Below are 22,064 nucleotides of genomic sequence, written 5' to 3' on the forward strand. Positions count from 1 at the left end.
CCGGGGTGCGGCCGCCGGCTCACTCCGGCGCGGACTCGTCGAGCACGACCCGGACGTCGCGCTCCTCCGAGCCGGTGCGCACGCGCAGCACGATCGTCTCGCCCGGGGTCTTCGCGCGGATCGCCACGATGAGCTCGTCGGGCTCCGTGACGGGCCGGCCGTCGATCGCGACGATGACGTCGCCGCGGCGGATCCCCGCACGGTCCGCGGGTCCGCGCGGCGTGACGGGCGGGGTGTCGCCCCGCTGCTCCGTCGCGACCTGCACGCCCTCGCCGGTGTACGCCTGGTCGAGCAGGACCCCGATGATCGGGTACGTCGCCGCGCCCGTCTCGATGAGCTGCTCGGCGGTGCGCCGGGCCTGGTTCGAGGTGATCGCGAAGCCGAGGCCGATGCTGCCGCCGGCCGAGCTCAGGGCCCCCGGCGGCTGTGCGATCGCGGAGTTGATGCCGACGACCTCGCCCGCCGCGTTGACCAGCGGGCCGCCCGAGTTCCCGGGGTTGATCGCGGCGTCGGTCTGGATCGCGTTGATGAACGCGGTCTCCTGCTCGCTGCCCGCGGACACCGGGCGGTTGAGCGCGCTCACGATGCCGGTCGTCACGGTGCCCTCGAGGCCCAGCGGCGCGCCGATCGCGATGACGGGGTCGCCCACCACGACGTCGTCCGAGTCCCCGAGCACGAGCGGCACGAGCCCGGACCGCTCGACCTTGAGCACCGCGATGTCGTACTCGGGCGTCCGCCCGACGATCGTCGCCGGCTCCTCGCTGCCGTCGGCGAACAGCACGCTCGTCGACGCCCCGGCCGTCGCACCGGACTCGACGACGTGGTTGTTGGTCAAGATGTAGCCGTCCTGGCGGAGCACGAGGCCCGAGCCGGTCGCGGTCCCGTCCGCGCCGGCGACCTCGATGGACACGACGCTGGGCAGCACGGTCGCCGCGACCCCGGCGACGCTCTCCGGTGCACGGTCGCCCGCGCCGGTGCCGACCGCGGCGGGCAGCCCGGCGTCGGCGACCTGGCCGTCGTCGAGCAGGCGCGGCGCGAGGATGCCCCCGGTCGCGCCGGCGAGCAGCGCGATCGCGGCGAGACCCGCGGCCCAGCCGAACGACAGGCCGCGGCGGCGCTCGGGGCGCGCGGGGGCGTCCCGCTGCGGCTCGGGCAGCGGACCGGGGAAGCCGCCGTGCCAGGCGCTGGACTGCGGCGCACGGCCCGACGGCGCACGGAACGGGGCCGTGCCGGGCGCGCCGTAGGGCGAGGCCCCGTAGGCGGGCGCACCGGTCGGAGGTCCGTAGGAGGGTGCGGCGTACGGGGACGGCGCCGGGGCGGACGCGGCCGGGCGCACCGGCTGCACGGGTGCCGGCGACGCGAACGACGGCGGCGCGAACGGGTTCGCGGGCTGCTCGGGCGACGTCATCGGTTCAGGAGCGCTTCGGTCACGGTGTCCCATCCTCGGGTGATGCGGGCCGGGACCCCGTCGTCGAAGCCCTCGCCCGGGAACTCGGCGACGACCGACTCGACGTCGCGCGACGTGCTCGCCGAGACGACCTCGACCACGGTGTCGCCCGACTGCCAGGCAGCGTGCCACGGATGCGTCGACAGGACGTAGACCGTCCGGTCGCCGAGGGTGCGGGGCGTCGCGCCCTCGAGCGCGTCCACGTCGAGGCGCCCGTGCTGCTCGGTCACGACGACCGTGCCGCTGGGCCCGGTGAGGTCGATCTCGACCGTGTCGCGCGCGTCGAGGCGCACCGCCGTCACGTCCCAGCCGGCGGGCAGCTCGACCGGGCACGTCCAGCCGCTTGCGCGCAGGCGCTCGAGCTGGTCGACGGTCGACGGGGCCGCGACGGGTGCGCCGCGGGTGAGCGCGGCCTCGGCGAAGCGCTGCGTGCCAGGGGTCGCCTCGCCGAGCAGGCTCAGGGCCTGCGCCGGGTGGCTGGACGGCACGACGGGCGGCCGGTCGCCGAGCGCGAAGAGCATCGCGGCGACCGCCCCGAGGCCCGCGAGCGAGCCGGCGGCGATGCGCGCCCCGGACCTGCGCCGCTCGAGGTCGCCGGTGAGCGTGCGCGGGTGCGAGGTGAGGCGCGACCCGCCCGCGGGCGTCGCCCGCGCCGCGCCCGGGGACGCGAACGGGTCGCAGCGCTGCATCGGGGCGCGCGGCGGCGTGTCCGGCGCGAGTGAGAGCAGGCGCGCGGTCAGGTCGGCGGTCGGGGTCACGTCGTCCGCGGCGGCGAGCGCCCGCCGTGCGGCACGGGCCGCCGCGAGCTCACCGGCGCACTGCGGGCAGGTGGCGACGTGCGCGAGCGCACGCTCGGCCGCCGCCGGCGCGAGCTGCCCGTCGGCGAGGGCGCTGATCCGCGACCCCAGGTGGCTCACGGCGCCCCGACCCGCTCGGTCGGCTCCCCGGTCGGACCAACGGCGTCCTCGTCGTGCGTCAGCGGGGCCCTGTCCTGCAGCGCGACGCGCAGCCGCGCGCGGGCCCGGTGGATGCGCGAGCGCACGGTGCCCATCTTGATCCCGAGCGTCACCGCGATCTCCTCGTACGACAGCCCCTCGATGTCGCACAGCACGACGGCCGCGCGGTACTCGGGCGGCAGGTCGTCGAGCGCGCGCTGCACGTCGTAGTCGAGGTTGCCGTGCTCGAACGCGCGCTCGGGCGCGTGCGGACCCTCGACGGCCGCGGGGAAGCGGTCGGCGTCGTCCCCCATCGCGTCCATCCGGATGCGCTGCTTGCGGCGCACCTGGTCGAGGAACAGGTTCGTGGTGATGCGGTGCAGCCAGCCCTCGAACGTGCCCGGCGTGAAGCTCGACAGCGAGCGGAACACCCGGACGAAGACCTCCTGCGTGAGGTCCTCGGCGTCGTGCTGGTTGCCCGTGAGCCGGTAGGCGAGGCGGTACACGCGCGCGGAGTGCACGCGGACGATCTCCTCCCAGGACGGAGCCACCCACGGCTCGTCGGGGATGGTGGTCGTCATGCGGTTCCTCTCGTCGTCCTGATGACCCAGTGTCCCAGGACCGGGCGAGCCGCGCTCACCACGGGGGTGCGACGGCCGGCGCACGGGGCCGTGCGTGTTCGCTACCCGTGCGAACGCCCGTCCGCGCGATTTCGTTCCGCCGGGTCGCGATCGGCGTCCCGCGGTCCGTCGGGGCCCCGGACTAGGCTCGGCCGGGAGGGCCCCCGCAGCCCGGGAGCGGACCGGGGCAGCCCTCGTGCACGACACCGACGAGCCGAGGAGGCGGACCATCTCGAACGACAAGGCCCAGAGCTGGGTCTACTGCGAGGGCTTCGTGCCCGAGGACGCGACGCTGCTGCGCGCGCGCGAACGCGCGGGCCAGCTGGGCTGCACGCCCGTCCTCCCGGGCTCGGGCGCCGTGCTGAGCGTGCTCGCCGCCGCCGCGCAGGCCCGCGCCGTCGTCGAGGTCGGGACCGGTGCGGGCGTCGGCTCGCTCTACCTGCTGCGCGGCATGCCCGAGGACGGCGTCCTCACGACCATCGACGTCGAGGTCGAGCACCAGCGCGCCGCGAAGGAGGCGTTCGCCGAGGAGGGCCTGCGCACGACGCGCACGCGCACCATCTCGGGCCGCGCGCTGGACGTGCTCCCACGCCTGACCGACGGCGGCTACGACCTCGTCTTCGTCGACGCGGACAAGGAGAACCTGCTGGGGTACGTGGAGCAGGCGCTGCGGCTCCTGCGCCGGGGCGGGGTGCTCGCGGTCGACAACGCCCTGTGGCACGACCGGGTGCCCGACCCCGCACGGCGCGACGAGGTCACGACGATCGTGCGCGAGGTCGGCCGGGTCGTGCGTGAGGACGACCGCCTCGTGCCGGCGCTGCTGCCGACCGGCGACGGGCTGCTGACGGCCGTCAAGCGCTGAGCGCACCACAGCGCGGCGAGCGAGGCCGGTCCTCCGAGCGCCGCGAAGTCCGTCCAGCGCCGGGAGCCGGGGGCGGTCCAACGCCGTGGTCAGTCCGGTGCGGGTCCGCCCAGCGCCGCGGTCAGTCCAGCGCCGCGAGGTACCGCAGGAGCAGACGTGCGCCGTAGCCGGTCGCGCCCTCGGTGACCTCGTGCTTGTCCGACGCGGAGCGCCCCGTGCCGGCGATGTCCAGGTGCGCCCACCGGCGGGTGCCCACGAACTCGCGCAGGAACAGCGCGGCCGTGATGGACCCGCCGCCGGTCCGCCCGTCGCTCGGCACGTGCCGCAGGTCCGCGACCTCCGAGCGCAGCGCCGACCGGTAGTCCTCGACGAGCGGCATGTGCCACACGGGCTCGCCCGACTCCGCGGCGGCGGCCTCGAGTGCGGCGACGAGCCCGGCGTCGTTGGCGTAGAGCGCGGCGTGCTGGCGCCCCAGGCCGACGCTCGCGGCACCGGTCAGCGTCGCGACGTCGACGAGCACGTCGGGCGCGAGCTCGGCGTCCGCCCACGCGAGCGCGTCCGCGAGCACGAGGCGGCCCTCGGCGTCGGTGTTGGCGACCTCGACGGTCGTGCCGCCGTGGATGCGCAGGACGTCGGCCGGGCGGTAGGACGCGGCGCCGACGTGGTTCTCGGCGAGCGGCAGGACCGCGGTCACGCGGTGCGGCAGCCCGGACGCCGCGGCGCCGAGCACGACCGCGAGCGCGACGGCGGCGCCCGCCATGTCGGTCTTCATCGGGACCATGGCCTCGCGCGGCTTGATCGAGAGGCCGCCCGTGTCATACGTGATGCCCTTGCCCACGACGACGACGTGCTGCGGCGCGCGGCCGCTCACGGCGGCCGGCGTGTACTCGACGACGACGAGCCGGGGCGGCGACGCCGAGCCGGCGCCGACCGCGAGGATGCCGCCGAACCCCTCGGCGGCGAGCTCGGCGGGTCCGCGCACGTGCACGGTGAGCCCGGCGTCGCGCGCCAGGCGGCCGGCCTCGTCCGCGACCCACTCGGGGTTCTTGGTGCTCGACGGGATGTTGGCGAGGTCACGCACGAGCCACGTCGCGGTCGACCCGACCACGGCGTGCTGCACGGCGGCCTCGACGTCGGGGCCGTGCCCGGCGTCGCCCCCCAGGACGAGCAGCTCCTGCGCGGGCGCCTGGCGCTGCTCCGACTCCGGGGTGGATGCCGCGGCAGTGGGCATGCGGTACGCCGCGAGCTGGTAGCCCTCGACCAGCGCCGCGACGCGCGCCGCGGACGTCGGTCCGTGCTCCGCGGCGACCGACGTTACGACCCGCCCGAGCCCGCGGGTCGCCCGGGCCAGCGCGGCGCCCGCACGGCGCAGGTCGGCGGGCGTGCCGGCGCCCACCCCGACGAGCACGAGGCGCGACGGGAGGCCGGACCAGGGCAGCGGGGCGGATCCCACCGGGCGCGGCAGGTGCACGGTGTGCGCCTCGCCCGCGGCGCCGGTCAGGCCGGCCCGTTCCGCGAGCTCCGCGAGGTCGATGCCGTAGCGCGCGGCGGCGTCCGCCGTCCCCGCACGGGGCTGCAGGTCCGTCTCGCCCGGCGCCGCGGGGGCGACGGGCACGGCGAGGGCGTCGACCCCCTCGCCGCCCAGGAGGTCGGTGGTGGCGACGGAACCCTCGGCGAGGGTCACGCGGGGGGGCGTGCGCCCGACGGAGGCGCCGCCGCGCGGCTCGGGTCGGGTCGTCACGACGTCAGGACACGACCGAGGTCAGCGCCTCACCCAGCTCCTGCGCCTCGACGGCGTTGAGCTCGACGACCAGCCGGCCACCGCCCTCGAGCGGGACGCGCATGACGATGCCGCGACCCTCCTTGGTCACCTCGAGCGGGCCGTCACCGGTCCTCGGCTTCATCGCGGCCATGGGGGGCTCTCCTTCACGTCGTTCCTCCCGACCGCCGACCGCGGCGACGGCGGCGGCGTGGGCCGGGCACGTCGACCACGGCCGCAGGGGCCGGATGTCCATCGACCATTCTAGGTCACACGTCCGACCTGTCCGGGGCACTCGGGGCCGCGCGACCTGCGGCGGCACCCCGGCGGGCGTCACCGGGGCCGTCGCAGCGGGCGTCGCCGACGGGCACGGCGCCGGCGCGCGTCCCGCGCGGCCCGGCCGAGGACGCCCCGCGCCGCGCGCGGGCGCCCGGCGCGCCGGGGCTCACGGGGGCCAGCCGGTCGGCGGGGTGAGCCGCCACATGTTGTAGACCCAGACGACGTGCAGCGTCCCCATGAGCACGACCACGAACGCGAACCAGGCGCGCCGGGCCGCGACGGGACGCGTCACGAGGCCCGCGGTCACCGCACCGAGCGGGAACGCGAGGAGCAGGAAGCGCGCGAGGCTGCTGCCCGGCTCGATCGCCGCGACGATGTACAGCAGGTACGCGGCCGACCACGCGTGCAGCTCGTTGCCGAGCCGCCACGCCGCGGGGACCACGAGCGTCGCGATCACGAGCGCGAAGCCCGCGACGAGGACCCAGGGCGCCCAGTCACCGAACCAGAAGCGGGACACGTACCCCCAGGGCTCGAACGGCGCGATCTCCCGGACCCCGCGCCAGGCGCCCTGCGTCTGGAGGTAGCCGTCGGGCTCCCCGGTCATCCAGCCGCAGATCAGGGGCCACGCGACGCCCGAGACGGCCGCGGTCACGGCGAGCAGCCCGAGCCCCGCGACGTCCCGCCGCCCGAGGCGGTCCGTCCCGCGCCGGGCACCCCACCAGCGGACCAGGGCGTGCACCACGACGACCGCGGCCATCGGCAGCGCGACCGCGCGCGTGAAGCCGAGCGCGAGCACCACGAGCGACGCCCAGGCGTAGCGCCGCTCCACGACCAGCAGCAGCGCCGACGCTACGAGCAGCAGCGCGAGGGACTCGGTGTACGCGACCTGCAGGACGGCGGCGGTCGGGAACAGCCCGAGCAGCGCGACCGTCGCGAGCGGCAGCCCCGGGCGGGCGGCGGCGGCCCGCGGCGCACCCCGCTCGACGAGCCGGTGCACGACGACCGCGGCCGCGCAGCCCAGCACGAGCGCGACGAGCGGCGCGACGACGTACCAGTCCGCGCGGGTCACGAGCATCACGCCGCGCACGATCATCGGGAACAGCGGGAAGAACGCCCACGGGTTCTGCTGGACGAGGCCGTCCTCGCCGCGCGGCAGCTCCGCCGGGTACCCGTCCTCCGCGATGCCGCGGTACCAGCTCGCGTCCCACATGAGCCCGGTGAACTGCAGGTACGACGGCCGGGCCGCCGTCCAGTAGTTCTCGACCTGGAGCTGCGCGACGGAGACGAGGACGACGGCCGAGAACGCGCGCGTGAGCGCGTAGAGCGAGAGCGCCTGGGCCCAGCCGGGCCACGTCCGGGGGTCGGTCACGCTGCGCGGGCGCGCCGGGCGCGGACCGGGAGCAGGCGACGCGTCCGTCGTGCTCGCGTCCGCGGGTCCGTCGACCCGGACCCTCGCGAGCGCGGCACCCGTCGGCGCGGACGCCGTCGTGCCCGACGGCTCGCCCGACGCCGGTGCCGGGTTGTCGGTGCTCATGCCAGTCCTCTCACGGCGCGCACGGGCAGCGCGTCGCCTCGGATCGCCGCGACCATGTCGAGGGTCCGCCGGGTCGCGCGCACGTCGTGCACCCGGAACACCCGGGCGCCGAGCCACGCCGCGACCGACGTCGCGGCGAGCGTACCCTCGAGCCGCTCCTCGGGGGGGAGGTCGAGCGTCTCCCCCACGAAGTCCTTGCGCGACAGCGCCATGAGCACCGGGTGCCCGAGGGCGACGAGGGCCTGCGTGCGGCGCACGAGGTGCAGCGAGTGCCACGTGTTCTTGCCGAAGTCGTGCGTCGGGTCGACGAGCACGCTCCCGGGCGGGATGCCGAGCCCGACCGCGCGCTCGGCGGCGCGGCGCAGGGTCGCGACGACGTCGAGCACGACGCCGTCGAGCGGGTCCACGTCCGGCCCTGTCCCGGGCGGCAGGAGGTCGGGCAGGGGGTCCGGCAGCGGGTACTGGACGCGCAGCGGGTCGGTCCGCGGGGCCGCTCCCCCGGTGTGCGAGCACACGACGCCGAGCCCGTGCTCGGCGGCGACCTCGACGAGGCGCGGGTCGTGGCCGGCCCACGTGTCGTTGACCAGGTCGGCACCCGCGAGCGCCGCGGCCCGGGCGACCTCGGCGCGCCACGTGTCGACCGAGACGAGCAGGTCGGGGTGACGTGCCCGCACGCGCTCGACGAGCGGCAGCACGCGCGCGAGCTCCTCGGCGACGTCGACGCGCGGACCGCGCCCGGCGCGCACCCCGCCCAGGTCGACGAGGTCGGCGCCCTCCTCCTCGGCGCGCGCGACCGCGGCGTCGGCGGAGCGCTCGTCGTGGCGCGCCGCGGCGTAGAACGAGTCGGGCGTCCGGTTCACGACGGCCATGACGACCGGGTGGGCCGGCCCGAACGTCCGGCCGCGGAGCACGACGTCGGCCCCCGCCGCCGGCACCGGCCCGGGTGGCGAGGTGCTCATGCCCGGCCCACGGGTCAGCGCCCGCGCTCGGGGTGCCGTGGAACGCCGCCGGCGCGCGGCACGGCGGAGACGGGCGTGCGCCCGCACGTCGGCACGGTCACCGGGGGCTCTGCGCGGCAGCCTGCTGGTCGGCCGCGAGCGCCTGCGTCGCCGCCCGCTCGGCCTCCCGCAGCGCGGCGCCGTGGTCCGTGACGATCTTCACGGCCTCGTCGGCGTCGTCCGTGACGCGCAGCAGCTCGAGGTCGACGGCGCTGATCGTGCCGCGCGCGAGGACGGGCCCGCGCAGCCAGTCGAGCAGCCCCGACCAGTAGTCGCTGCCGAGCAGGATGATCGGGAACTCGGTGACCTTGTGCGTCTGGACGAGCGTGAGCGCCTCGAACAACTCGTCGAACGTACCGAAGCCGCCGGGCAGGACCACGAAGCCCTCGGCGTACTTCACGAACATCGTCTTCCGCGCGAAGAAGTACCGGAAGTTCACGCCGAGGTCGACGTAGCGGTTCATGCCCTGCTCGAAGGGCAGCTCGATGCCGAGCCCGACCGACAGCCCGCCCGCCTCCTTGGCGCCCTTGTTGGCGGACTCCATGATCCCGGGGCCGCCGCCGGTGATGACCGCGTAGCCGGCCTCGACGAGCTTGCGCCCCACGGACTCGCCGAGCGCGTAGTCGGGGTGGTCGACGGGCGTGCGCGCCGAGCCGAAGACGCTCACGGCCGGGCCGACCTCCGCGAGCGCCCCGAAGCCCTCGACGAACTCGCTCTGGATGCGCATGACCCGCCAGGGGTCGCCGTGGATCCACGAGGCGCCCTCGGAGCGGGAGAGGAGGCGCTGGTCCGAGGTCTCGGACGGGACCTGGTCGCCGCGCAGCAGCACGGGACCCTTGCGGTAGCCGTCGCCGGGGCGGGCGATGCCGTCGTCACTCGTCATGGCACCGACTCTAGGCGGCGCACCGCGGCGTCGCGTGCCGACCAGGGGGCCGCGCGACTGCCCGCGGCCGGGCTGCGGGCGGGCCGTCGGACGTGCGGTCCCCGGACCGCCCGGGTGGCGGCCGTCGGGCCGGCCGGGAGGCCCGGCCCGCTCGCTCGGGCGGCCCGGCGGTCAGGCCGTGAGCCAGGACCGCAGCGCGTCGTAGCAGGACCGGAGCTGCCACACGGGCAGCCGCTCGTCGTCCTTGTGGGCGAGCATCGGGTCGCCGGGCCCGAAGTTCACGGCGGGGATCCCGAGCGAGGAGAACCGCGCGACGTCCGTCCAGCCGTACTTCGGGGCCGGCGCGCCCCCGGTGACCGCGAGCACCGCGTCGGCGAACGCGGCCGCCGTCGGGTCGTCGAGCCCGGGGCGCGCACCGGCGGCCGCGTCGGTGAGGACCACGTCGTACCCGTCGAGCAGCTCACGCACGTGCGCGAACGCCTCGTCGACCGACCGCGACGGCGCGAACCGGTAGTTGACCGTGACGACGCAGCGGTCCGGGATGACGTTCGTCGCGGTCCCGCCGCTCACGAGGACGGCGTTGAGGCTCTCGCGGTACACCAGGCCGTCGACGTCGACCGACCCGGGCTCGTAGGCGGCCAGCCGGCGCAGGACCTCGGCGGCGGCGTGGATCGCGTTGACCCCGGCCCACGCGCGTGCCGAGTGCGCCGCGACCCCCGTGAGCGTCACCTCGGCGCGCAGCGTCCCGTTGCAGCCGCCCTCGAGCCCGCCCGCCGTCGGCTCGCACAGCACCGCGAAGTCCGCCTCGAGCCACTCAGGGTGCTCACGGGCGATCCGGCCCAGCCCGTTGAGCGAGGCCTCGACCTCCTCGTGGTCGTAGAACACCCAGGTGACGTCGCGCGTCGGCTCCGTGAGCGCCGCCGCGAGCGCGAGCTGCACCGCGACGCCGCCCTTCATGTCGACCGTCCCGCGTCCCCACAGCTCGGCGTGCGCGCCCTCGCCGACGAGCCGCGTCGGGAGGTTGTCCGCGATCGGCACGGTGTCGATGTGCCCGGCGACGACGACCCGCGAGGACCGGCCGAGCCGCGTGCGCGCGACCACCGCGTCCCCGTCGCGGAGGACCTCGAGGTGCGTGAACGCGCTCAGCGTCGCCTCGATCGCGTCGGCCAGGGCCGTCTCGTCGCCGCTCACCGAGGGCAGGTCGCACACCGCGCGGGTCAGGGCGGTGAGGTCCACCCGCAGGTCGAGCGGCGCCGCGGCGACCGCGGCCGGGTCGGCGGGTGCCCCGGGGACGGGCTCGCCGGTGGGGCGCTCGGGCACGGCGGGCACGGTCTGCGGGGCGTCGGTCACGTCACCGACCCTACCGACGCGCCGTCTAGGGTTGTCGCCATGACTGCGCGTTCCGCCTGGGGCTTCGGGCTGGCCTCCGTGACCGACGACGGCACGACCCTCGACACCTGGTACCCCGCGCCGGCGCTCGGGTCCGCGCCCGAGGGCGCCGCCACACCGGCAGGGCTGACCGCCGCCGAGCGCCGCGACGACGCCCGCGGGGTGACGACGCGCGTCGTGCTCACCGAGGTCGACCTCGACGCCGCGCCCGCGACGACCGAGGACGCCTACCTGCGCCTCCACCTGCTCTCGCACCGCCTCGTCGCGCCCCACGGGCAGAACCTCGACGGGATCTTCGGCGTGCTGCCGAACGTCGTGTGGACCGACGCGGGCCCGTGCGCGGTCGACGGCTTCGAGGACACGCGCGTGCGGCTGCGCGCGGCGACCGGCCGGCCCGTGACCGTGCTGTCGGTCGACAAGTTCCCGCGCATGCTCGACTACGTCGTCCCCTCGGGCGTCCGGGTCGCCGACGCGGACCGCGTGCGGCTCGGCGCGCACCTCGCCGCCGGCACGACCGTGATGCACGAGGGCTTCGTCAACTTCAACGCCGGGACGCTCGGCACGTCGATGGTCGAGGGCCGGATCTCCGCGGGCGTCGTCGTCGGGGACGGCAGCGACGTCGGCGGTGGCGCGTCCATCATGGGGACGCTCTCGGGCGGCGGCCGTCAGGTCGTCTCGCTGGGCCGCCGCACGCTGCTCGGCGCGAACTCGGGCCTCGGCATCCCGCTCGGGGACGACTGCGTCGTCGAGGCCGGCCTGTACGTCACCGCGGGCACCAAGGTCGCGCTCGTCGGGTTCGACGACGCGGGTGCGCCGGCCGGTGCCGAGGGCCCGCGCACGGTCAAGGCACGCGAGCTCGCGGGCGCCTCGGGCGTCCTGTTCCGCCGCAACTCGCTGACCGGCGGCGTCGAGGCCGTCGCGCGCACCGGGGCGGGCGTCGAGCTCAACTCGGCGCTGCACGCCAACTGACCCGCGTGGCTCGTCGCTCCCGGCGCTCGCGCGCCTCCCGCGCCGGGTGCGCCGTCGTGGCGTGCGTCGCCGCGCTCGGCGTCGCCGTGGCGGGCGTCGTGGTGGTGCTCCGGCAGGGCGACGGCCCGACGGTGGTCGCGGAGCGGTGCGCCGCGGTGCTCGACGGCACCGCGTGGTACCTCACGCCCGAGCAGGCCGACAACGCCGCCCTCCTCACCGCGCAGGGCCTGGACCGCGGGCTCCCGGCACGTGCGGCGACGATCGCGATCGCGACCGCGCTGCAGGAGTCGAAGCTCAGCAACATCACCTACGGCGACCGCGACTCCCTCGGGCTGTTCCAGCAGCGGCCGTCGCAGGGCTGGGGCACGCCCGAGGAGATCATGGACCCCGTCTACGCGACCGGACGGTTCTACGACGGCCTGGTCCAGGTCCCCGGCTACGACACCCTCCCGATCACCGAGGCCGCGCAGGCCGTCCAGCGCTCGGGCTACCCCGACGCGTACGCCCAGCACGAGGGCCGCGCCCGCGCCTGGGCCTCGGCGCTGGCCGGGTGGTCGCCCGCGACCCTGACGTGCACGCTGCGCGACCCGGACGGCGCCGGCTCCCCGGAGACCTTCGCCCAGCACCTCGCGCGCGACCACGGGGAGCTGACCGTCTCCCCCGCTGCCGACGCCCCGGGCGAGCTCGCGATCGACGCGCGCCCCGTCGGTGCGGGCACGCCCGAGGGGGACGTGCGCGCCGGCTGGGCGCTCGCCCAGTGGGCCGTCGCCGTCGCGCATCCCGAGGCCGTCACGCAGGTCCGTGCGCTCGACCAGGTGTGGGACCGCACGTCGGGCGGATGGGCCGTCGCCGACGCCCCGGCGCTGCCCGCGGGCGAGGTCCGCGTCACGCTCGCCGCCCCCTGACCGGCGGCACGACTCCCGCCGGTCCGCTCCGGACAGCACGACGGCCGCCGGGCCGCGTCCGAGGACGCGCTCCGACGGCCGTGAGCCGTGCGGCGTTCGGTCAGCGCTGCGACAGGTCCTGGTAGTCGCGCTCCGTCGCCCCGGTGTAGATCTGCCGGGGGCGGCCGATCTTCGTCTGCGGGTCGCTCATCATCTCGCGCCACTGCGCGATCCAGCCGGGCATCCGGCCGAGCGCGAACAGCGGCGTGAACATCGAGTCGGAGAAGCCCATCGCCTTGTAGATCAGGCCCGTGTAGAAGTCGACGTTCGGGTAGAGCTTGCGGGAGATGAAGTACTCGTCGTTGAGCGCGATCTCCTCGAGGCGCATCGCGATGTCGAGCAGCTCGTCGTTCTTGCCGAGCGCCGAGAGCACCGCGTCGGCGCTCTGCTTCACGATCGCGGCGCGCGGGTCGTAGTTCTTGTAGACCCGGTGGCCGAAGCCCATGAGGCGGACGCCGTCCTCCTTGTCCTTCACGCGGCGCATGAAGTCGGTCGCGTCGCCGCCGTTCGCCTTGATCTCGTCGAGCATCTTGAGCACGGCCTCGTTGGCGCCGCCGTGCAGCGGGCCGGAGAGGGCGTTGATCCCGGCGGCGACCGACGCGTAGAGGTTCGCGTGGCTCGAGCCGACGATGCGGACCGTCGACGTCGAGCAGTTCTGCTCGTGGTCGGCGTGCAGGATGAGCAGCTTCTCGAGCGCGCTGACGACGACCGGGTCCGACTCGTACTGCATGTACGGGACCGCGAACGTCATGCGCAGGAAGTCCTCGACGTAGCCGCGCGAGTAGTCTGGGTAGAGCAGCGGCTCGCCGCGCGACGTGCGGTGTAGGTACGACGTGATCGTGCGCGTCTTCGCGAGGATGAGGACCGTCGCGAGCTCGACCGTCTCGGGGTCGAACGGGTCGAGGGACTCGGGGTAGAACGTCGACAGCGCGTTGATCGCGGAGGACATGACCGCCATCGGGTGCCCGTTGCGCGGGAACGTCCCCATGAAGGTGCGGAAGTCCTCGTGCACGAGCGTGTGGCGGTTGACCCGCTCGACGAACGCGTCGTGCTCCTCGCGCGTCGGCAGCTCGCCGTGGATGAGCAGGTACGCGACCTCGAGGAAGGTCGAGTGCTCGGCGAGCTGGTCGATCGGGTAGCCGCGGTAGCGCAGGATCCCCTCGTCACCGTCGATGTAGGTGATCTGCGACTCGCACGACGCGGTGTTCATGAAGCCGGGGTCGACCGTGACCATCCCGGTGTCGCGCAGCAGGGTCGACACGACGATGCCGTTGTTGCCCTCGGTGGCGGGGACGACGGGCAGCTCCCGCGTGACTCCGTCCGCGATCAGCTGGACGGGGGCGATGCCGGCATCGGACATGGTGTTCCTCCCTGCGACTCATGGGCTGTGCTCGGTGTGCGTGCCTGGTGTCGCGGCTCGCGGCCTGTCCGGCCGGTGGACGGCCCTCGTTGGCCACCCCGACGGTACCTGCGGGTGAGGCGTGCTGACCAATCCTTGACGTCCCACGTATCACGGTGTGACCACGGTCACAGGCGCTGGTCCGGTGCCGGTGTCCCGGACGAGGTCAGGAGCCGGATGCAGCGAGCCGGCCGGCCGCCTCCGCGACGCGGTCGTCCGGTGCCGTGAGCGCGATGCGCACGTGCCCGGCCGCCGCCGCGCCGTAGAACTCCCCGGGCGCGACGAGGACGCCGAGGTCGGCCAGCCGGGCCACGACGTCCCAGCACCCCTGCGCACGGTCCACGGGGCGGGCCCAGAGGTACAGCCCCGCGGGCGACCCGTCGAGCTCCAGTCCGGCGCCGGCCAGCGCCGGCGCGAGGACCTCGCGGCGCCGCCGGTACCGCTCGCGCTGCTCGTCGACGTGCGCGTCGTCGCGCAGGGCCGCCGTCATCGCGGCCTGGACCGGCCCCGGCACGATCATGCCCGCGTGCTTGCGCGTCTCGAGCAGGCCCGCGACGACCGCGACGTCCCCTGCGACGAACGCCGCGCGGTAGCCCGCGAGGTTCGACTGCTTCGACAGCGAGTACACGGCGAGCAGCCCCGTGACGTCCCCGCCGCTGACCCGGGGGTCGAGCACGCTGGGCACACCGCCGGACAGCCAGGGCTCCTCCCACGGCATCTCGGCGTAGCACTCGTCGGACGCCACGACGACCGGGCGCCCGGTCCGCTCGGCCGCGGCCCGGGCCGCCGCGACGACCGCGCGCAGCTCGTCCGCCGAGAGCACGCTCCCGTCCGGGTTGCCGGGCGAGTTGAGCCACACGAGCCGCACGTCGTCGGCCCCGGGCGTCGCCGGGTCGAGCAGGCGCACCGGGTCGTCGGAGGGCACCGGGATCGCGCCCGCGAGCCGGGCACCCACGTCGTAGGTCGGGTACGCCGTCGCCGGGTGGACGACGACGTCGCCCTCCCCGAGGCCGAGCAGCGACGGCAGCCACGCGACGAGCTCCTTCGAGCCCACCGTCGGCAGCACGCCGGCCGGGTCGAGCCCGGGCACGCCGCGACGCCGCGCGAACCACCCGACGACGGCCTCGCGCAGCTCGCGCGTGCCGTGCGTCGTCGGGTAGCCCGGCGAGTCGGCCGCCGCGGTCAGCGCGTCGCGCACGACCGCGGGCGTCGGGTCGACGGGCGTCCCCACGGACAGGTCGACGATGCCCCCGGCGTGCGCGCGCGCCTTCTCGGCGAACGGGACGAGGCTGTCCCAGGGGAAGTCCGGCAGGTCTCCGGTGCGCAGGCCCATCGGGCGCGCGGTCAGGCTTCGTGCACCTGGAGCGGGAGCGTCGCGATGATCGGGTGGTCCTTCTGGATCTCCCCCATCTTCGCGGCACCGCCCGGCGAGCCCAGGTCGTCGAAGAACTCGACGTTGGCCTTGTAGTACTCGCTCCACTGCTCCGGGACGTCGTCCTCGTAGTAGATGGCCTCCACGGGGCAGACCGGCTCGCACGCACCGCAGTCGACGCACTCGTCGGGGTGGATGTACAGCGACCGCTTGCCCTCGTAGATGCAGTCCACGGGACACTCCTCGATGCACGCCTTGTCCTTGACGTCCACGCAAGGCTGGGCGATCACATACGTCACGGTCGGTCCTCCCGGGGCCCGGCTGGGCGGTCAGGGGTGCCTCGCGGACCGGGACCGGGGTGGGGTCGCGGGCCGTGGCACGGGTACGGCACCTAGTATCCACCAGGTGCGCAGGTCGGTGTCGTGGTGTCCATCACCGGGCGGGGTGTCGTGAGCGGCCGCGCGGGCGCGGCGCCGGGGCCGGCCTGGCGCGACTGGGCCGTCGGCACCCGCGTCGTCGTGCGGCGCCGGCTCGGTCCCGAGGAGGACCACCTGTACACCGACGTCCTCGGCGAGCTCACGCGGGTCGACGACGACGGCGTGCAGGTCGCGACGCGCCGCGGCCCGGTCGACGTGCCGGGCCCCGAGATCGTGCTCGGCAAGGTGGTGCCGCCCGCGCCGCCTCGCCGCCCTCGCTGAGCTCGTCGCAGCCGCGCACGACGGCGGCGACCCGCGGGCGGTGAGCCCGCGGGTCGTGCCTCGTGCGGGCGGTGTCAGCCCGCCGGTGCCGTCGGTGCCGCGCCGCAGATCACGCGGTTCTGCGGCTTGTACTTCCACGTGAACGACTCGGTGTCCTTGAGCTGACCCTCGAGGAACAGCTTGCGCGTCGTGGTCACCGTGAAGCCCGGGTTGCCGGCCGACTGCGGCTCGCACGTCGGGGACTGCGAGTACGTCGTCGTCGGGCTCACGACGCCGGACCGCCCGCTCGTCGTCGACTCGACGGTCCAGTACTTCGTGCCCCAGATGCGCACGTGCACCCGCCCGCCCTCGACGAAGCCCTGGACGAGCGCGCCGTACGGCGTGTTGTTCTTCCACCGCATGTCGAGCGTCCCGGTGTAGATCGTCGCCTCGCGCCCCTCCGGGTAGCGCGCGAACCACTCGGAGTGCGGCCGGTGCTCGACGTCCTCGAAGCCCGCGAAGTGGGCGGCGTTGAACGTCGTCGTCGAGATCTGCGACAGCCCGCCGCCCATCCCGTCGACGTGCTCGCCGTTGACGATCACCCCTGCGCTCTGGAACCCGTTGGCCGCCGTGATCGGGCCGAGGGCCTCCGTGAGGCTGAAGGTCCCACCCGGCTCCACGAGGGTCCCGGTGATGTTCCTCGCGCCGTTGGCGATGTTCGCGGTGCGTCGCGGCTCGCTCGTGAGGGGCGTCGAGAACTCCGAGACGATCTCCTTGATCCCGAGGGCCTCGAGCTTCGCGGTCGACTCCGCCGGGTCGGTCTCGACGAGCTCGACGGCCGCCGTGCGCTGGTCCCCGGTCGCCGCCGTCGTCACCGCCTGCGCGAGAGCCGTCGGGTCGAGCGTGGTGCCCGGCTTCCCTGGCACGATCACGGGCGCGCCGCCCTGGAACTCGAAGTGGGCGTCCGCCGACTGCGTGAGCAGGTTCGTCGTCCGCGCGAGGACCGCCTCGGAGAGCTTCGCGCCGTCGAGCTGGAGCTCGAGGTCCGACGCCACGGGCACCATGCTGGCCGCACCGGCGACGACGTCCGCGGGGAGCTCGACGCGCTGACCGCCGACCTCGACGACCACGGGCGCCGCGACCACGCGCTGCGCGACGGTCGTCAGGGCCGTCTCGGTCTCCTCCTGCGTGATGTCGGGCGCGACGGGCGTCGTGCGCAGCTCGAGCGGCTGCTCGTCCGTGAGCCACCGCGTCCGCAGCACCTCGACCGCGTCGTCCGCGTCGAGCGCCCAGCCGTCGGCCGCCTCCGTCGCGTGCGCGTCGCCGTCCGCGAAGACGACGCCGCCGTCCACGGGCGCGAGCGTCAGCGTCCCGGTCAGGTCGTCGACCGCCGCCTCGAGCGCCGGCACGTCGACCTCCGTGACGGGAGCGTGCTCGTCGACCCCGAACAGGTGCTGCCACAGCCGCTGGGGGCTGAGGTCGAGCCCGGTGAGCTGGTCGACCGTCTCGGCCGCGTCGAACGCGAGGCCCGCTGCGGCCGGCTCGACGGTCGCGACGACCTCGCCGGCCGTGACCGTCACGGGTGAGGTCGCGGTGTCGCCGAGCTCCTGCTCGAGCTCGGCTCGGGCCTGCTCGGCCGGCATCCCGCCGATCTCCACGCCGGCGACGGTCGCGCCGCGCGGAACCCGGTCGGCCAGCGCGTACGCCGCGCCGACGTAGCCCGCCCCGAGGAGGAGCACGACGACGCCGACGACGAGGAGCACCTTGGGCCAGCGCCGGCGCGGCTCGTAGTCGTCGAACTCGTCGATCGGCGACGGACGGTGCTCGGGGTCCTCGCCGCGGGGCTGGGGCGCGGGCGCGGTGCGGGTCGCCGTCCCGTTCGACGCGGTCGACCCGTTCGTCCCTGTCGCCGGGGCGTCGCCGTGCGGCGTCGCTCCGAGGGGGGTCGTGGCGGCGTCAGCGGGGACCCGTGCGGTGGCGCCGGCCGCGGCGGCGGACGCAGCACCGGCACCGGACGCGGCCGTCGCGGCGCCGGGACGCGCACCTCCGGCGGCTGCCGGACCCGGGTAGGCCGTCGTCGGGGGGCCGGCCGGGTCGCCGGCGGTGGGACGGTCGGCGGGTCGGCCGTCCCCGGGCTTCGTGAAGGACGTCGCGGGAGGGCGCACGGTGTCCGTGGGCGCGCCGGCTGCGGCCGGTGCGGCTCCGACCGGTGCGGGTGCTGCGGCGGCCGGTCGGGCGCCGGCGGGACGCAGCGGCAGCTCGGGCGGCGCGGCGGGCCGCGCGGACGCGGCACCGGGCGCGGGCGCTGCGGCAGCTGGCGTCGTCGCAGCAGCGGAGGACGCGCCGACGGGAGCCGTCACGCGCGCAGCAGTCGCGCCCGCGGCCGCTGCAGCAGCCGCTCCTGCGACGGGCACGCGCGCAGGACCGCCGCCCGGGCGGGCACCGGCCGAGTCCGGGGCGGGCGCAGCCGTGGGACCGGTCGGCCGCTCGGTCGCCGGGCCGGAGGTGCCGGGCCGCTCGGGCGCGCCCGGGCTGCCGGGGGTGCCGGCGTGGTCGGACGAGACGGGCCGCTCGGACGCGGCAGGGCGCTGCGAGGGCGCAGGGCGGTCCGAGGGGGCAGGGCGGGCGGAGCCCGGAGCGCCGGTGCGCGCCGCCGCGTCCAGCGCAGGCGTGCGGACCGGGCCCGCGTCGCGGGTCGGCGGGGTGACCTGGGTCGGCGTGTCGTCGGCGCGTGCCGGCCCTGTCCCCGGCCGGCTCGCAGCGCTCGCGGGTGCGGCACCGTTCTGCTGGGCGGCCGGGCGCGTCGCGTTCGGGCCCGCCGGGGGCGCGGACGCCGAGGGCGCGCGCGACGCCTGCTCGGCGGGCACACGCGCCGGGAGCGGGCTCGCCGAGGCGGGGGACGGCGCGGAGGGCGACGACTCCGCAGCTGGGGACGACACGGGCGGCGCGGCCGCGGAGGACACCGGCGCCGACGGCGACGCCGACGACGCGGGAGCCGACGACGACGGGGTCGCCGCGGCGGCGGGCGCGGTCGGGGACTGCTCGCCGGCGGGAGCCGGCCGCGCGGAGGCCGAGGTGCCGGACGACGGGGCGGCCGACGACAGGGCGGCGCTCCTCGACGTCGGAGCGGCGGCCGTCGACGGCGCGGCCGCGGGCACGACGGGTCCGGCGGAGCGGGCATCCCCCGTCGCGGGGCCGCCGGGCGCGGCCGACCGGGGCTGAGCCGCGACCGTGGGAGCGGCAGGCGCGGTGCGCGGTTCCGCAGCCGTGCTCGCGGGCGCGGACGGTGCCGTCGCAGCCGGACGTGCAGGCTCCGGCTTCACCGGCTCGGGCTTCGCCGTCGCTGCAGACGCGGTCGGCGCAGCGGCGCGGGGTGCGGGCGCCGACGGAGCCGCAGCGGCCACGGGCTCGGGCTTCACCGGCTCGGTCTTCGCCGTCGGTGCAGACGCGGTCGAGGCAGCCGACCCGGGTGCGGGCGCCGCGGCTGCCGCTGCCGAGGGCACGGGCTTCTCGGACGCGGCTGCCTGGCGTGCAGGTGCCTCGGTCGCAGCCGCCCGAGGTACGGCCGTCGAGGCCGAGGGCGCTGCGTCCGACGACGCGGCCGGTGCCGGGGCCGCCGGCTCCCCCGACGGGGCCTGCGTGCGCGGCTCGGCGGCGGCGGCCGGACGCGCGTCCGCGGACCTCGCATCCGGCTGCCCGGTCGCGCCGCGCTCCATGGACCCGGACGCCGTCGACGCGGTCTGCGGCACCGTGGCCTCGGACGTCGCGGCGCGCGCGCCCGCATCCGCACCCGCGTCGCTCCCGGCGCGCTCCCCCGGCTGCGCAGCAGCGGGCGAGGCGGACGTCGAGCCCGGCGCCGTGTCGCCCGACGTGGGCGCCTCGGGCGTCGCCTCCGAGTCGTCGCGCTCGGTGCTGCTGGCCATGGATCGTCCCCCTGCTGCTCAAACCGGGCGCGTGCTCGCGTCGGGCGCAATTCTACGGTCCACGTCGAACCGTTTCGTGCAGGGTTTGCCGCGGATTCACCATCCACCCACGCCTTCGGCGCGAGCCCCACGCATCGGCTCAGGCGAGGCCGCGCGTGCGTCCGCGCAGGTGGACCAGACCCCCGGTCGAGGGATCGCCCTGCCGGGCCTCGAGCACGGTCCCGACGACGACGTCGTGGTCCCCCGCCGGGTGCACCGCGGCCGTCCGGCACTCGAACCACGCCGCGGCCCCCTCGACCCATGCCGCACCGGACCGGGGGGCGCGCACGTGCGGGACGCGGTCGAGCTGCCCGAACGCGGGACGGCCGGGCGACGCCAGCCAGTCGGCGACGGGCGCCTGCGCGTCGCCGAGCACGCTGAGGGTCCACAGGTCGACGTCGTCGAGCGCCTCGCGCAGTCGCGCGTCGACGTGCACGCAGAACAGCACGAGCGGGGGGTCGAGCGAGACGGAGGCGACCGAGCTGGCGGTGATCGCGTGGTCGACGCCGCGCCAGCGCAGCGCGACGACCGCGACGCCGGCGGGGAGCCGCGCGACGGCGGCACGGAAGACGGCGGGGTCGACGGCGTCGTGACCGCCGGGCGCGCCGCCGTCGATCACGGTGCGGGCGGTGCGGGCGGGGCCGGGAGCCGCACGTCGCGGAACCAGGACCGCGGCGCGAAGGCGGCGAGCCCGGTCGCGACGGCGGCGCCGATGACCCAGGTCCAGCCGAGCAGGCCCTGCGCGGTCACCAGGACGTCACCGCCCGGGCCGGGCTGCGAGAGCAGCTGCACGACGAGGAACAGGCCGCCCGCGTAGCCGACGAGCGCCGAGAAGCCGGACCACGCACGCACGGTGACCGCGGAGGCCAGCACGAGCGCGAGGCTGAGGACGAGGCCCCACGGCTCGACGGACCGGTGCATCGTGGTCCCGACGGCCGCCACGAGACCGCCGAGGAGCAGGGCGGCGGCCGCGCGCAGGACGGCTCCGCGGGTCAGGGGCTGCACGGCGTCAGGCTACCCGGCGCACACCGAGCGGCCAGCGCACCGGCCGCTCGCTGCGCCCGTCGGCGAACCGGTACGCCTCGGTCGAGAGCAGCGGCGCGAGGACGCCGTTGCTCAGCGCGTAGGCGCCCACGAGCGTCGCACCCGAGGCGCGGCGCCGCCCGGTGCGCGCGTCGGGCACCTCGAGCGCGGTGACCGCCTGCACCTGCGTCGCGTGCGCGCGCAGGGCGGCGACGACGCGCGGCAGCACCGGGGCGACGTCGACGAGCACGTCGAGCTCGTGGTCGGGGACCGCGACCGTCGGCAACGGCCCCTCGGGGTCGGGCAGCGTGAGGTGCGGGCGCCCGTCACGCAGCGCCGTGAGGGCCGGCGCCTGCGCGAGCTCGGCGTAGGCGGAGCGGAGCGCGGTCGCGCCGAGCGCCGCCACGAGCACGACGGGCCCGGTGTGCGGTGGGTGCCCGCCCGCGGCACGTCCCCACGCGGGGTCGGCGGCGAGCGCGACAGCGCGCCGGGTGACCTCGTGCGCGCGCACGTGGTCGGGGTGGCCGTAGCCGCCGCCCGGCTCGTACGTCACGACCACGTCGGGACGACGCACCCGCAGCACGGTCGCGAGGCGACCCGCCGCGTCGTCGAGGTCGGACGCGACGAACGCGTGCTCGGGCAGCACGTCGAGCCGCCCGGCCTGCGCGGTCCCGGCCCAGGCCATGCCCGAGTCGGCGAAGCGCGCGCCCGGCGCGCCGACCCGGTCGAGGAACACGTGGTCGCTCACCCCGAGCGCGCCCAGCGCGTGCGCGAGCTCGCGCTCCCGGTGCGCGGCGAGCGCCGCACCATGGTGCTCGAGGTGGGCGAGCTCGTCGCCGATGACCTCGCCCTCCTCGCCGCGCGTGCACGTCACGACGGTCACGGGCAGCCCGGCGGCGGCCCACGTCGCCAGGAGCGCGCCCGTCGCGAGCGTCTCGTCGTCGGGGTGCGCGTGCACCGCGAGGAGCCCGCCCGTCACCGGGGCGGGGTGCACCGGGACGGGCGCGCTCAT

General features: G+C 76.4%; 21 protein-coding genes. 5 read left to right on the forward strand and 16 right to left on the reverse strand.

Annotation, left to right across the window (positions count from 1 at the left end; translation table 11 throughout):
* Positions 1-19 precede the first annotated feature (19 nt).
* Genes NXY84_RS15570 through sigE form a run of 3 tightly spaced genes read right to left on the reverse strand, consistent with a single transcriptional unit; the run spans position 20 to position 2,963 of the window.
* The gene (locus NXY84_RS15570; protein WP_258723964.1) at positions 20-1,408 is read right to left on the reverse strand and encodes a S1C family serine protease; all 1,389 of its coding nucleotides are present in this window, start codon (positions 1,406-1,408) and stop codon (positions 20-22) included.
* The gene (locus NXY84_RS15575) at positions 1,405-2,364 is read right to left on the reverse strand and encodes a zf-HC2 domain-containing protein (protein ID WP_258723965.1); all 960 of its coding nucleotides are present in this window, start codon (positions 2,362-2,364) and stop codon (positions 1,405-1,407) included. The genes NXY84_RS15570 and NXY84_RS15575 overlap by 4 nt, the downstream gene beginning before the upstream one ends.
* Positions 2,361-2,963 carry an RNA polymerase sigma factor SigE gene (gene sigE / locus NXY84_RS15580; RefSeq protein ID WP_258723966.1) on the reverse strand — a complete coding sequence of 201 codons (603 nt, stop codon included), beginning with the start codon at positions 2,961-2,963 and terminating at the stop codon, positions 2,361-2,363. Before sigE ends, NXY84_RS15575 begins: the two co-directional genes overlap by 4 nt.
* Positions 2,964-3,231: 268 nt before the next feature.
* On the opposite strand from sigE, the gene NXY84_RS15585 reads away from it, so the two are divergent.
* Entirely contained in the window at positions 3,232-3,864 is a 633-nt protein-coding gene (locus tag NXY84_RS15585; RefSeq protein ID WP_258727238.1) for an O-methyltransferase, read from the forward strand.
* 121 nt (positions 3,865-3,985) lie between these two features.
* Here NXY84_RS15585 and NXY84_RS15590 read toward each other — a convergent pair whose 3' ends face one another.
* The 6 genes from NXY84_RS15590 to dapE all read right to left on the reverse strand — a co-directional run bounded on the left by NXY84_RS15590 (position 3,986) and on the right by dapE (position 10,559).
* Positions 3,986-5,605, reverse strand: a complete 1,620-nt coding sequence (locus tag NXY84_RS15590) for a leucyl aminopeptidase family protein (RefSeq protein WP_258723967.1) — start codon at positions 5,603-5,605, stop codon at positions 3,986-3,988.
* 4 nt (positions 5,606-5,609) lie between these two features.
* Positions 5,610-5,777, reverse strand: a complete 168-nt coding sequence (locus NXY84_RS15595) for a DUF3117 domain-containing protein (RefSeq protein WP_258723968.1) — start codon at positions 5,775-5,777, stop codon at positions 5,610-5,612.
* A 291-nt stretch (positions 5,778-6,068) separates the two neighbouring features.
* Positions 6,069-7,436, reverse strand: a complete 1,368-nt coding sequence (locus NXY84_RS15600) for a hypothetical protein (RefSeq protein ID WP_258723969.1) — start codon at positions 7,434-7,436, stop codon at positions 6,069-6,071.
* Positions 7,433-8,395 carry a dihydropteroate synthase gene (folP, locus tag NXY84_RS15605; RefSeq protein WP_258723970.1) on the reverse strand — a complete coding sequence of 321 codons (963 nt, stop codon included), beginning with the start codon at positions 8,393-8,395 and terminating at the stop codon, positions 7,433-7,435. The genes NXY84_RS15600 and folP overlap by 4 nt, the downstream gene beginning before the upstream one ends.
* A 97-nt stretch (positions 8,396-8,492) precedes the next feature.
* Positions 8,493-9,317 carry a TIGR00730 family Rossman fold protein gene (locus NXY84_RS15610; protein ID WP_258723971.1) on the reverse strand — a complete coding sequence of 275 codons (825 nt, stop codon included), beginning with the start codon at positions 9,315-9,317 and terminating at the stop codon, positions 8,493-8,495.
* Positions 9,318-9,488: 171 nt separating this feature from the next.
* Positions 9,489-10,559 carry a succinyl-diaminopimelate desuccinylase gene (gene dapE / locus NXY84_RS15615; protein WP_258727239.1) on the reverse strand — a complete coding sequence of 357 codons (1,071 nt, stop codon included), beginning with the start codon at positions 10,557-10,559 and terminating at the stop codon, positions 9,489-9,491.
* A 147-nt stretch (positions 10,560-10,706) separates the two neighbouring features.
* On the opposite strand from dapE, the gene dapD reads away from it, so the two are divergent.
* Together dapD and NXY84_RS15625 are read left to right on the forward strand one after the other, a co-directional pair.
* Positions 10,707-11,675 carry a 2,3,4,5-tetrahydropyridine-2,6-dicarboxylate N-succinyltransferase gene (gene dapD, locus NXY84_RS15620; RefSeq protein WP_258723972.1) on the forward strand — a complete coding sequence of 323 codons (969 nt, stop codon included), beginning with the start codon at positions 10,707-10,709 and terminating at the stop codon, positions 11,673-11,675.
* Positions 11,676-11,680: 5 nt separating this feature from the next.
* Complete coding sequence (locus tag NXY84_RS15625; RefSeq protein WP_425322224.1) at positions 11,681-12,580, forward strand: hypothetical protein; 900 nt, start codon at positions 11,681-11,683, stop codon at positions 12,578-12,580.
* A 100-nt stretch (positions 12,581-12,680) separates the two neighbouring features.
* On the opposite strand, the gene NXY84_RS15630 is transcribed toward NXY84_RS15625, so the two are convergent.
* The 3 genes from NXY84_RS15630 to fdxA form a co-directional block, all read right to left on the reverse strand.
* Positions 12,681-13,979, reverse strand: coding sequence for a citrate synthase (locus NXY84_RS15630; RefSeq protein ID WP_258723974.1), 1,299 nt, complete (start codon positions 13,977-13,979; stop codon positions 12,681-12,683).
* A gap of 205 nt (positions 13,980-14,184) precedes the next feature.
* A complete protein-coding gene (dapC, locus tag NXY84_RS15635; RefSeq protein WP_258723975.1) occupies positions 14,185-15,351 on the reverse strand; it encodes a succinyldiaminopimelate transaminase in 1,167 nt (388 codons plus the stop codon).
* 11 nt (positions 15,352-15,362) lie between these two features.
* Positions 15,363-15,689, reverse strand: coding sequence for a ferredoxin (fdxA, locus tag NXY84_RS15640; RefSeq protein ID WP_034633125.1), 327 nt, complete (start codon positions 15,687-15,689; stop codon positions 15,363-15,365).
* Positions 15,690-15,812: 123 nt separating this feature from the next.
* Here fdxA and NXY84_RS15645 point away from each other — a divergent pair, with 123 nt between their 5' ends.
* Positions 15,813-16,088 (forward strand): hypothetical protein, encoded by a 276-nt coding sequence (locus NXY84_RS15645; RefSeq protein ID WP_258723976.1) that lies wholly within the window; start codon positions 15,813-15,815, stop codon positions 16,086-16,088.
* A 74-nt stretch (positions 16,089-16,162) separates the two neighbouring features.
* On the opposite strand, the gene NXY84_RS15650 is transcribed toward NXY84_RS15645, so the two are convergent.
* The gene (locus NXY84_RS15650; protein ID WP_258723977.1) at positions 16,163-18,427 is read right to left on the reverse strand and encodes a VanW family protein; all 2,265 of its coding nucleotides are present in this window, start codon (positions 18,425-18,427) and stop codon (positions 16,163-16,165) included.
* 343 nt (positions 18,428-18,770) lie between these two features.
* Here NXY84_RS15650 and NXY84_RS15655 point away from each other — a divergent pair, with 343 nt between their 5' ends.
* Positions 18,771-19,289, forward strand: coding sequence for a hypothetical protein (locus tag NXY84_RS15655; protein ID WP_258723978.1), 519 nt, complete (start codon positions 18,771-18,773; stop codon positions 19,287-19,289).
* Between the two features lie 840 nt (positions 19,290-20,129).
* Here the strand turns inward: NXY84_RS15655 and NXY84_RS15660 are convergent.
* From NXY84_RS15660 to NXY84_RS15670, 3 genes are read right to left on the reverse strand one after another with little or no spacing between them, the layout of a single operon-like run.
* Complete coding sequence (locus NXY84_RS15660; protein ID WP_258723979.1) at positions 20,130-20,648, reverse strand: flavin reductase family protein; 519 nt, start codon at positions 20,646-20,648, stop codon at positions 20,130-20,132.
* Positions 20,645-21,034 carry a hypothetical protein gene (locus NXY84_RS15665; protein WP_258723980.1) on the reverse strand — a complete coding sequence of 130 codons (390 nt, stop codon included), beginning with the start codon at positions 21,032-21,034 and terminating at the stop codon, positions 20,645-20,647. The genes NXY84_RS15660 and NXY84_RS15665 overlap by 4 nt, the downstream gene beginning before the upstream one ends.
* Positions 21,035-21,038: 4 nt before the next feature.
* Entirely contained in the window at positions 21,039-22,064 is a 1,026-nt protein-coding gene (locus NXY84_RS15670; protein WP_258723981.1) for a PIG-L family deacetylase, read from the reverse strand.

Source organism: Cellulomonas sp. NS3 (assembly GCF_024757985.1).
GTDB lineage: Bacteria > Actinomycetota > Actinomycetes > Actinomycetales > Cellulomonadaceae > Cellulomonas_A.